This is a genomic window from Pseudomonas sp. C6002, from assembly GCF_013385805.1.
In the GTDB taxonomy this organism is placed as follows: Bacteria; Pseudomonadota; Gammaproteobacteria; order Pseudomonadales; family Pseudomonadaceae; genus Aquipseudomonas.
This window is the reverse complement of the sequence record NZ_JACAPH010000010.1, coordinates 1-10,909: the sequence shown is the minus strand read 5'-3', so window position 1 is coordinate 10,909 and position 10,909 is coordinate 1. Positions and strand designations below refer to the sequence as shown.

The following is a 10,909-nucleotide window of genomic DNA, read 5'->3' as shown; positions in this document are numbered from 1 at the left end:
GTGTGGCCGGGGGGGCTTGTTCAGCCGGTTGCCCGGGCCATCTGCCGCGCGGCGTCATTGCGCCAGCGGGCCAGGTGTTCGTCGGCGTAACGCCGCACACAGCGCAGTACGGAACTCTCGTGCTGCACCAGGAAGAAGTGGTGACCGTCGAACATGTCGAGGGAGAAACCGCTGGCGGTGTCTTGCTGCCAGTCCAGCAGTTGATCGGCGCGCACCGTGTCCTGCTTGCCGCCGAATACATGGATGGGCAGGCTCAGCGGCTCACGCTCGCCGTATTCGAAACTGCCGCACAGCAGGAAGTCGGCCCGCAGGATCGGCAGCATCAACTGCATCAATTCGGCGTTGGCCAGCACGTCTTCGCCCGTGCCCTTGAGTTCCCGCAGGCGGGCGATCAGTTGTTCGTCGTTTTTCTCGATGGCGTATTCGCTGACATCGCGACAGGCCGGGCCGGCGGTACCCGAGGCAAACAGCGCCAATGGCGGCGGCGCACCCCGTTCGCGCAGGGCATGGGCCAGCTCGAAGGCCAGCAGGCCGCCGAGGCTGTGGCCGAACAAGGCGTAGGGGCCGTCCAGCTCGGCGCGGATCTCATCAGCCAGTTGCCCGGCCAGGTTTTTGATATCGCGCTGCAACGGCTCGTCCATGCGCATGCCGCGCCCCGGCAACTCCAGCGGCCGCACCTGCAACCACTCCGGCAGCGCACGCCGCCAGCGGCTGTAGACCATGGCGCTGGCGCCGGAGTAAGGCAGGCAAAACAGGCGTAATCGAGCCGGCGTGTTCATTTCAGACCACTCCCGCTCACACGATAAAAACCCATTTTGTCCTCCTCCAGGCGCTGATCCTTGGCCGGTTTGTTAACTGGCCTTTCACCCATGAGAACGGATGGCACCTGGAAATAATTAGTCAACGAGACGCCGTTCACACCTCTCGATAAGGCATAAGATTAGTTCGTCTTCTCATTTGACAATCATTATCATTAAGCATAATTTGTTGCCCGATGTGTAGGAGGCCTCAGCAAGGACGCCCTCCCCCAACCTTCTCTTGCAACAAGGTGATTTCCATGACGGAACAAGTATCCACAGGCAGGTGCGACTCACCCCTACTCCAGGCCTTCGTCGACAATCGACTGATCCTGGTCAAGATCGCAGCGCGTATTACCGGCTGCCGATCCCGCGCCGAAGACGTGGTGCAAGACGCCTACTTCCGGTTGCAATCGGCCCCCACCATCACGTCATCGTTCAAGGCGCAGCTCAGTTACCTGTTCCAGATCGTGCGCAACCTGGCTATTGATCACTACCGCAAGCAGGCGCTGGAGCTGAAATATTCCGGCACGGAAGAGGAAGGCTTGAATGTGGTTATTCACGGCGCTTCACCTGAGACCTCGCACATCAACTTTTCGACGCTGGAGAACATTGCCGACGCCTTGACCGAGTTGCCTCAGCGCACGCGTTACGCGTTTGAGATGTACCGGCTGCACGGGGTGCCGCAGAAGGATATTGCCAAGGAGCTGGGGGTTTCACCGACGTTGGTGAACTTTATGATTCGCGATGCGCTGGTGCATTGCCGGAAGGTTTCCGGGACCCATAGCGACACGTTTGCGCGGCGGGCCTGACGCGCCACACATCCCCTGTGGGAGCGGGCTTGCTCGCGAAAGCGGTGGATCAGTCACACATGCATTGACTGACACTGCGCTTTCGCGAGCAAGCCCGCTCCCACATTTGATCTTCGTGCACTCAGATTTTTTGCTCAGTCAAACCAACCCACACCGCTCAAAAAACCGCTCCCGCCCCAGAATCATCAACGCCGCCCGCTTATGAGGAAAATCAAACTCCTTCTCACAGTGGAAACACTGATTCTGCATATGCCCAATCATCTTCCCGTTATCCGCCCGAGGCTCAGCCACCACACGCTGCGTACGCGGATCATCGAGAAACAAGTAATGCACCAGCGCCGACAACCAGCTCGCTACCTTGTGCGGACCACGGTGGTGCTCTTCGCCCACCAGCATATGAATCCCGCGATCGTAATCCGCCGCATCATAAAACGGCGCAATCCGATCCTCCTTCGCCCAATACGCCTCGAAATAAGCAAACGGCTCATCATCGAAACAGCCAATCAACGTCAACGCATGGGGATCCGCTTCCAGCTTGTCCAGATACTCCCGATGCTGTTCCAGGCTGCCGGTTTCCTGCCAGAAATTCGCCACCCGCGCACTGTTCTGCCAACGATTGAAGCGCGCCAGATCAACATCAATCTCCACCGTACGCAGTGAAATCCACGCCCCCAGCCGCGCATCAAACCGCCGATACACCTCGCCCCGCGGCTTCGGCGCACGGGCAGGATGACGCTTGCCACCGCTGATGATCATCTGCTGCGGATAAGTCCCCGTGAGAGATTGCCCCAGCCACGGTTGCGGCAACTGCCAGAACAACGTGCGCTCGCAATGAAACTGCCCGGCAACCCCGGTCGCCACCAGCAACCCACTGCGCAAGGCATCTTCCGGCGCATGCTCAAGACACCAGACCAGTCGCTGACGCCCGGGCTCCCTGGCAAACAGCCAATAACACGCCGCCCACAAGGCACGGGCAGCCGGCACACTGGCGGGCTCCTGCAAATGCACCTGCACCTCATCACCCCGCTCAAGGCGCAGGCGAATCAGCGGCTGGCCCTCAAGGGTGAGGCTCAGGCGGCTATCAGTTTCATCAGCATTCAGGGCGGGTCCCGCCGGCAAGGGCAGCACTGACAGGTCATTCAGATTGGACATGGGATGGGCTCACGAATCGTCGACAGTTCAACAAGTGACGTGAGCCGAGGGCAAAAATTTAGACGATCACGGTACCGGCATTACATCGATGCGGTAAGGCTCGAAGATCTTCAGCAACTGGCCGTTGTCCCTCAGCTGCTTGAGCAGCCCGGCGAACGCCGGCCCCGTGATCGGCGCCTTGGGCCGCAGCAACGCATAGTGGTGGTACACCTGGTCGATCCGCTCGGACACCAGGAACTGCCCCGCCGTATCGGCATTGCGCACCAGGAAATCGCTGAGGTAGGAACGCGTCACCAGGGCAATGTCGGCCCGGCCCCGGGCGACCATCAGCAGGTTGCTGTCGTGGGAATAGGTCAAGGTGGCGTTGAAGTGCTCCGCCATGTACTTGGGGTCGGGGTTGAAATTGGCGAACGCGTAGTGATAGCCGCTGAACACCGCCAGGCGCTTGCCGGTCAGGTCGGCGAAATACGATTGGTCGCGACCGGGCTCCTGCTGGGCCACGAAGATTTCCGCATCCTCCAGGCCCATGTCGACATCGGTGTGGGCAATATCCTGCCAGCCCCACTTGGGGTTTTCGAAGATCGCCATGTCCACCCGACCTTGCTGGAAGTCGCGAAAACGCCGGGGAATCGAGGTGGGTACCAGCACAAACTGGTAGTCGGTTTGCAGGGCGTTCAAGGCTTCCACCAGTTGCGGCAGCAACCCGGTGTCGGCACCCTGCTCCGGGCGCACGGTGTATGGCGGGAAATGCGCAGCACCGACCCTCACCAGTTGGGCGGCCGAGGCAGGCATCAGCCACAGTGCGCCAAGTGCCCATATTGAGAGTCCTGCAGCCAATCGCCAAGGCGAAAACATCAAGGCACACACCGTCGAAAACTTTGATCCCGCTAAGCTAGGCGTTTTTGTCTATCGAGACAACTTTCTGCCACACAATTAATAGCTTGCGCGAAAGGGCTAGTCAGCTTTCAACACCATCAGCAAGGCTTCGTCGGCCAGTTGCTCCAGGGTCATGCTGCCCTGGGCGCGAAACCAGGTGGTGGTCCAGGACAAGGCGCCCGTCAGGAAACGCCGCGTGATAAACACATCGCCCTTGATGTAACCGGCGTTTTTCGCCTCCCCCAGCACCTGCAACCAGATCTCTTCGTAGATATCGCGCAAGGCCAGCACCTGGGCCTGGCCCTCGGCCGACAGGGAACGCCATTCATACACCAGCACCGCCATGGCCTCGCCACTGCCGCCCATGATCGACTGCAATTCGCAACGAATCAGCGCTAGCACCCGCTCGCGCACGTTGCTCGCCTCGGCCAGGGAAGCGCGCATCAGGGCGGTGTTGTAGTGGATGGTTTCCTCCATCACCGCCCGCAGGATTTCGTCCTTGCTCTTGAAGTGATGAAAGATGCTGCCGGACTGGATCCCGACCGCGCCGGCCAGGTCACGCACGGTGGTGCGCTCAAAACCCTTGTTGCGAAACAGGTGGGCCGCGGTTTGCAGCAGCTTGCCACGGGCACTGTCGGGGTCGGTCAATTGGCCGGCGTCGACCATGGCGCGCATCACCCGCAGGGCTTTTTGCTCATCCATGCTGCTCTCCTTAACTTCTGGTTACGTCTTGGGCGGCAATTTAGGCCGTGGCAGCCAACCAAGCAAGCGCTTGGGGCAAAGTTATGACCAGAGTTTACAAACCAAGCGCTTGCTTGGTAGTGTGGGTGCCAGCAAACCAGAGGAAGGACGCCCCATGAACAAGACGGTACGCATCGGCTGCGCCAGCGCCTTCTGGGGCGACACCTGCACCGCCGCTGCGCAGTTGGTGCACGGCGGCACGCTGGATTACCTGGTGTTCGACTACCTGGCGGAAGTCACCCTGTCGATCCTCGCCGGAGCGCGAATGAAAGATCCCCAGGCCGGCTATGCCACGGATTTCGTCGAGGTGCTGACGCCGCTGCTGGCGGATATCCAGCGCCAGGGCATCCGCGTGATCAGCAACGCCGGCGGGATCAACCCCCAGGCCTGCGCCGCCGCGTTGCAGGCGGCCTGCGACCAGGCCCGAATCCCGTTGAAGATCGCCGTACTGCTGGGGGATGACCTGCAACCGCAGTTCAAGCAACTGCAAGGCGTCACCGACATGTTCAGCGGCGCGCCCTTGCCGCCGATGTGCGTATCCACCAACGCCTACCTCGGCGCGCCCGGTATCGTGCAGGCGCTGGAGCTGGGTGCCGATATCGTGATAACCGGCCGTGTGGTAGACAGCGCGGTGGTCAGCGCGGCGCTGGTGCATGAGTTCGACTGGTCCTGGCAGGACTACGACCGCCTGGCCCAGGCGGCATTGGCCGGGCATATCATCGAATGCGGCGCGCAGTGCACCGGCGGCAACTTCACCGATTGGCGGGAGGTGCCGGACTACGAACACATCGGTTTCCCGATTGTGGAGGTCAGTGCCGACGGCCAGTTCACCGTCAGCAAGGTCGAGGGCACCGGCGGACTGATCAGCGAACTGAGCGTCGCCGAGCAACTGCTGTATGAAATCGGCGACCCGCGCGCCTACCTGTTGCCCGACGTGATCTGCGACTTCAGCCAGGTCAAGCTCCGGCAACAAGGCAAAAACCGCGTGCACCTGCACGGCGCCAAAGGCCTGCCGCCCACCGACCAGTACAAGGTCAGCGCCACCTACCCGGATGGTTTTCGCTGCACCGCCAGTTGCCTGATCGCCGGGATCGACGCGGTGGCCAAGGCCGAACGGGTCAGCCAGGCGATCATCAACAAGACCTCAGAGCTGTTCAGCCAGCGCGGCTGGGCGCCCTACACCGACATCAACATCGAACTGCTGGGCAGCGAAACCACCTACGGCCCCCATGCCCAACGCCAGGACTGCCGCGAAGTGGTGGTGAAACTGGCGGTGCGTCACCCCAGCAAACAGGCGCTGGTGCTGTTCGCCCGGGAGATTGCCCAGGCGGCCACCGGCATGGCGCCGGGGCTCACCGGGATCGTCGGCGGGCGACCCACGGTGTACCCGCTGATTCGGTTGTTTTCATTCCTGATCGATAAAAGCGCCTGCCAATTGCAGGTCGACTTCCTTGGCGAACGGCATGCCTGCGAATTGCCCGTCACCAAACCGCTGAACACCTCGATCGCATTGATCGACCCGCCCAAACCCCAAGGCCGCGCCGACGCCAACGTGCCGCTGGTCAAGCTGGCCGTGGCCCGCTCCGGCGACAAGGGCAACCACAGCAACATCGGGGTGATCGCCCGCGAGCCCGAGTACCTGCCGTGGATCGCCGAGGCGCTGACGCCCGAAGTGATCGTCGACTGGATGAGCCACGTGCTCGACCCGATCCACGGCCGCGTCGAGCGCTGGTATTTGCCCGGCAGCCACAGCCTGAACTTCCTGCTGGAAAACGCCCTGGGTGGCGGCGGGATTGCCAGCCTGCGCATCGATCCCCAAGGCAAGGCCTTCGCCCAGCAACTGCTGGAAATCCCGATTGCCGTGCCGCAGCACATTGCCGATCAATTCACTTAAAGGACCCGCGCCGTGGCCTTCGACTCGATCTTCAAAGCCGACCTGTTCCAGGGGCAGACCATCATCGTTACCGGCGGCGGCAGTGGCATTGGCCGTTGCACCGCCCACGAGCTGGCAGCCCTCGGCGCCCATGTGATCCTGGTGGGGCGCAAGCCGGAAAAACTGCAAACGGTGGCGGCGGAGGTCAGTGAGGACGGCGGTCGCGCCAGCTGGCAGGCCTGCGATATTCGTGATGAAGAAGCGGTCAAGGCGCTGGTCGGCCAGGTCCTGCAGGAGCACGGCCCGATTCATGGCCTGGTGAACAACGCCGGCGGCCAGTACCCCTCGCCGCTCGCGTCGATCAACCAGAAGGGCTTTGAAACCGTGTTGCGCACCAACTTGGTGGGCGGTTTCCTGATGGCCCGGGAAGTGTTCAACCAGAGCATGAGCAAGCACGGCGGATCCATCGTCAACATGCTCGCCGACATGTGGGGCGGCATGCCCGGCATGGGGCACTCCGGTGCGGCACGTTCGGGCATGGACAACTTCACCAAGACCGCCGCCTTTGAATGGGGTTACGCGGGGGTGCGGGTCAACGCCGTGGCGCCGGGCTGGATTGCCTCCAGCGGCATGGACACCTACGAAGGCGCATTCAAGGCGGTGATCCCGACCTTGCGCGAGCATGTACCGCTCAAGCGCATCGGCACCGAATCGGAAGTCAGCGCGGCGATTGTGTTCTTGCTCAGCCCCGCCGCCGCGTTCGTCAGCGGCAGCACCTTGCGCATCGACGGCGCCGCCAGCCTGGGCAGCCGCGCCTGGCCGCTGCACAAGGCGCAACCGCCGAGCGTGTCCTTTAATGGTTTCCACCGGGCTTACTTGCCGGACGTGCTCAAGGAGGAGAAATAAGCCATGCCGGTGATCGACTCGCAACTCGACGCCCACAGCCCGCAATTCGCGCAGAACCGCGAAGCGATGCTCACGGGCGTCAATCAATTGCGCCAGCTGGAGCAAAACCTGCTGGGCAAGGCCGCCGAAGCCAAGGCCAGGTTCGACAAGCGCGGGCAACTGCTGCCACGGGAACGCCTGAATCTATTGCTCGACCCCGGCGCGCCGTTCCTCGAACTGGCGAGCCTGGCCGGCTACAAACTGCACGATGACAAGGACGGCAGCGCCGCTGGCGGCGGGTTGATCGCCGGCATCGGCTACGTCAGCGGCGTGCGCATGCTGGTGGTGGCCAACAACAGCGCGATCAAGGGCGGGACCATTTCCCCCTCGGGCCTGAAAAAATCCCTGCGCCTGCAACAGATCGCCATGGAAAACAAACTGCCGGTGGTGACGCTGGCAGAAAGCGGCGGCGCCAACCTCAACTACGCCGCCGAGATTTTCGTCGAAGGCGCCCGCAGCTTCGCCAACCAGGCGCGGATGTCGGCCATGGGCCTGCCGCAGATCACCGTGGTGCATGGCTCGGCCACGGCGGGCGGCGCTTATCAGCCGGGTCTTTCGGATTACGTGGTGGTGGTGCGTGGCAAGGCCAAGCTGTTCCTGGCCGGCCCGCCGCTGCTCAAGGCCGCCACCGGCGAAGTCGCCACCGATGAAGAACTGGGCGGCGCCGAGATGCATGCGCAAACCGCCGGCACCGCTGAATACCTGGCGGAAAACGACGCTGACGGTGTGCGCATCGTGCGTGAGATTGTCAGCCTGTTGCCGTGGGATGACCGCTTGCCACCTGTGCCAAAGCGCGCTTACAGCGAGCCGCTGTACCCGATTGACGAGCTGTTGGGGCTGATCCCCGACGATCCGAAAAAGCCCTACGACGTGCGCGAAATCCTCGCGCGGTTGGCGGATGCTTCCAACTTCCTGGAGTTCAAGGGCGAGTTCGACCCGCACACCGTCTGCGGCCACTTGCATATCCAGGGCCGGGCCTGTGGCTTTATCGGCAACAACGGGCCGATCACCCCGAAGGGTGCGAGCAAGGCCGCGCAATTTATCCAGCTGTGCGACCAGAGCCAGACACCGCTGCTGTTCTTCCACAACACCACCGGCTTCATGGTGGGCACCGAGTCGGAACAGCAAGGCGTGATCAAGCACGGCGCGAAGATGATCCAGGCGGTGGCCAATGCCCGGGTGCCGAAACTGACCATCGTCGTCGGCGGCTCCTATGGTGCCGGCAACTATGCGATGTGCGGCCGTGGGCTCGACCCGCGTTTTATCTTCGCCTGGCCCAACAGTCGCACCGCCGTGATGGGCGGCGCCCAGGCGGGCAAGGTGCTGCGGATCGTCACCGAAGCCAAGCAACTGAAAGACGGCCTGGTGCCCGACCCCAAGGTGCTCGACATGCTCGAACAGGTCACCGCACAGAAACTCGACAGCCAGTCCACCGCCCTTTATGGCAGCGCGAACCTGTGGGACGACGGGCTGATTGACCCACGGGATACACGGACCTTGCTCGGGTTTCTGCTGGACATCTGCCACGAGGCCGAGGTGCGGCAACTACAGCCCAACAGCTTTGGTGCAGCGCGGTTTTGATGATTGTTCCCACGCACCGCGTGGGAATGCAGCCCGGGACGCCCCGCGTCCCCATAGGGAGAACAATAAAAATGATCTTCACCCAGGAACACGAAGCACTGCGTCGCACCGTCCGTGGCTTTGTCGAGCGCGAGATCAACCCGCATGTGGATGAGTGGGAAAAGGCCGGACGCTTTCCGATCCACGAGATCTTCCGCAAGGCTGGCGACCTCGGTTTGCTGGGTATTTCCAAGCCGGAAAAATTCGGTGGCATGGGCCTCGACTACAGCTACTCGATCGTCGCCGCCGAAGAGTTCGGCAGCATTCGCTGCGGCGGCATCCCGATGTCCATCGGCGTGCAGACCGACATGTGCACCCCGGCCCTCGCCCGCTTCGGCTCCGATGAATTGCGCGAAGAATTCCTGCGCCCGGCCATCAGCGGCGAACAGGTGGGCTGCATCGGCGTTTCGGAAACCGGCGCCGGCTCCGACGTGGCCGGGCTGAAAACCCATGCCCGCAAGGACGGCACTGACTACGTGATCAACGGCAGCAAGATGTGGATCACCAACTCACCGAGCGCCGACTTCATCTGCCTGCTGGCCAACACCTCGGACGACAAGCCGCACATCAACAAGTCGCTGATCATGGTGCCGATGAACACCCCCGGCATCAGCGTCAGCCCGCCCCTGGAAAAGCTCGGCATGCACAGCTCGGAAACCGCCCAGGTGTTTTTCGACGACGTGCGCATCCCCCAGCGCAACCGCATCGGCCATGAAGGTGCGGGATTCATGATGCAGATGCTGCAGTTCCAGGAAGAGCGGCTGTTCGGCGCGGCCAATATGGTCAAGGGCCTGGAGTACTGCATCGACAGCACCATCGATTACTGCAAGGAACGCAAGACCTTCGGCAAGGCGCTGATCGACAACCAGGTGATCCACTTCCGCCTGGCCGAACTGTCCACCGAAATCGAATGCCTGCGGGCGCTGGTGTACCAGGCCACCGAGCAGTACATCAAGGGCCAGGACGTGACGCGCCTGGCCTCCATGGCCAAGCTCAAGGCCGGCCGCCTGGGCCGGGAAGTCAGCGACAGTTGCCTGCAATATTGGGGCGGCATGGGGTTCATGTGGGACAACCCGGTGGCCCGGGCTTATCGCGATGTGCGGCTGGTGTCGATTGGTGGTGGGGCGGACGAGATCATGCTGGGGATCATCTGCAAATTGATGGGCACCCTGCCGGGGAAGAAGTCGTGAACACGTTGTTGCTGGAACCGCATAACGGGGTGCTGCATGTGACCCTCAATCGGCCGGACAGCCGCAATGCCATGAGCCTGGAAATGGTCAACGAACTGCGTGCGGTACTGGCCGATGTGGCTGGGGACAAGAGCGTGCGGGCGTTGGTTATCAGCGGCGCGGGTGGGCATTTTTCGGCCGGTGGCGATGTGAAGGACATGGCTCGCGCGGGAGCCGCGGGAGGCTTGCAGGCGTTGAACCGGGCGTTCGGCACGCTGTTGCAGGAAGTGGAGGCGCTGCCGCAGGTGGTGATTGTGGTGCTTGAGGGTGCCGTGTTGGGCGGCGGGTTTGGGTTGGTGTGTGTCAGTGATGTGGCGATTGCGGATCATCAGGCGCAGTTTGGGTTGCCGGAGACCGGCCTTGGGTTGTTGCCGGCGCAGATTGCCCCGTTCGTGGTGAAGCGTATCGGGCTGACCCAGGCGCGGCGGCTGGCTTTGACGGCGGCGCGGTTTGATGGGGTTGAGGCGCTGCGGTTGGGGTTGGTGCATTTTGTGGAGCACGATCCGCAGGCGTTGGCGGAGCGGCTGGATGAGGTGTTGGGGCAGGTTTTGCGATGTGCTCCGGGGGCTAATGCGCGGACCAAGGCGTTGCTGCTGGCCAGTGGTGAGCAGGTTTTGGGGCCGTTGTTGGACCAGGCTGCCGAGTGGTTTGCCGAGGCGGTTTGTGGTGAGGAAGGGGTTGAGGGGACTCAGGCGTTTGTGCAGAAGCGCAGGCCGGGGTGGGCGCGATGAATCGGGGGCATATCCGTTATTTTTGTAACGGCGACTATGGGTTCCGCTCTTACAGCGGGTCACTTTTGAAAAGCGCAAAAGTAACCAAAACGCTCTTGCCCCACCACTCGGCACCTCGCCTAGGCTCGGTGTG

10 protein-coding genes are annotated in these 10,909 nt (G+C 62.3%); 6 read left to right on the top strand and 4 right to left on the bottom strand.

Going from position 1 to position 10,909, the window contains the following annotated elements; genetic code table 11:
- Positions 1–20: 20 nt before the first annotated feature.
- Entirely contained in the window at positions 21–779 is a 759-nt protein-coding gene (locus tag HX817_RS06380) for a thioesterase II family protein (protein ID WP_003209023.1), read from the bottom strand.
- Positions 780–1,057: 278 nt separating this feature from the next.
- Between HX817_RS06380 and HX817_RS06375 the strand changes: the two genes are divergently transcribed.
- A complete protein-coding gene (locus tag HX817_RS06375; protein ID WP_003209024.1) occupies positions 1,058–1,609 on the top strand; it encodes an RNA polymerase factor sigma-70 in 552 nt (183 codons plus the stop codon).
- 138 nt (positions 1,610–1,747) lie between these two features.
- On the opposite strand, the gene HX817_RS06370 is transcribed toward HX817_RS06375, so the two are convergent.
- The 3 genes from HX817_RS06370 to HX817_RS06360 all read right to left on the bottom strand — a co-directional run bounded on the left by HX817_RS06370 (position 1,748) and on the right by HX817_RS06360 (position 4,339).
- Entirely contained in the window at positions 1,748–2,761 is a 1,014-nt protein-coding gene (locus tag HX817_RS06370; RefSeq protein WP_003209026.1) for a GNAT family N-acetyltransferase, read from the bottom strand.
- A 66-nt stretch (positions 2,762–2,827) separates the two neighbouring features.
- Positions 2,828–3,616 carry an ABC transporter substrate-binding protein gene (locus HX817_RS06365; protein ID WP_083853176.1) on the bottom strand — a complete coding sequence of 263 codons (789 nt, stop codon included), beginning with the start codon at positions 3,614–3,616 and terminating at the stop codon, positions 2,828–2,830.
- A 99-nt stretch (positions 3,617–3,715) separates the two neighbouring features.
- Positions 3,716–4,339 (bottom strand): TetR/AcrR family transcriptional regulator, encoded by a 624-nt coding sequence (locus HX817_RS06360; protein WP_177036859.1) that lies wholly within the window; start codon positions 4,337–4,339, stop codon positions 3,716–3,718.
- Positions 4,340–4,493: 154 nt separating this feature from the next.
- Here HX817_RS06360 and HX817_RS06355 point away from each other — a divergent pair, with 154 nt between their 5' ends.
- The 5 genes from HX817_RS06355 (at position 4,494) to HX817_RS06335 (ending at position 10,776) form a co-directional block, all read left to right on the top strand.
- Positions 4,494–6,272 (top strand): acyclic terpene utilization AtuA family protein, encoded by a 1,779-nt coding sequence (locus HX817_RS06355; protein WP_177023350.1) that lies wholly within the window; start codon positions 4,494–4,496, stop codon positions 6,270–6,272.
- Positions 6,273–6,284: 12 nt separating this feature from the next.
- Entirely contained in the window at positions 6,285–7,157 is an 873-nt protein-coding gene (locus HX817_RS06350) for an SDR family oxidoreductase (RefSeq protein ID WP_102369612.1), read from the top strand.
- Positions 7,158–7,160: 3 nt separating this feature from the next.
- Positions 7,161–8,777, top strand: a complete 1,617-nt coding sequence (atuC, locus tag HX817_RS06345) for a geranyl-CoA carboxylase subunit beta (protein WP_008431693.1) — start codon at positions 7,161–7,163, stop codon at positions 8,775–8,777.
- Positions 8,778–8,848: 71 nt separating this feature from the next.
- Complete coding sequence (atuD, locus tag HX817_RS06340) at positions 8,849–10,006, top strand: citronellyl-CoA dehydrogenase (RefSeq protein ID WP_003209038.1); 1,158 nt, start codon at positions 8,849–8,851, stop codon at positions 10,004–10,006.
- A complete protein-coding gene (locus HX817_RS06335) occupies positions 10,003–10,776 on the top strand; it encodes an enoyl-CoA hydratase/isomerase family protein (protein ID WP_008431696.1) in 774 nt (257 codons plus the stop codon). Before atuD ends, HX817_RS06335 begins: the two co-directional genes overlap by 4 nt.
- Positions 10,777–10,909 lie beyond the last annotated feature (133 nt).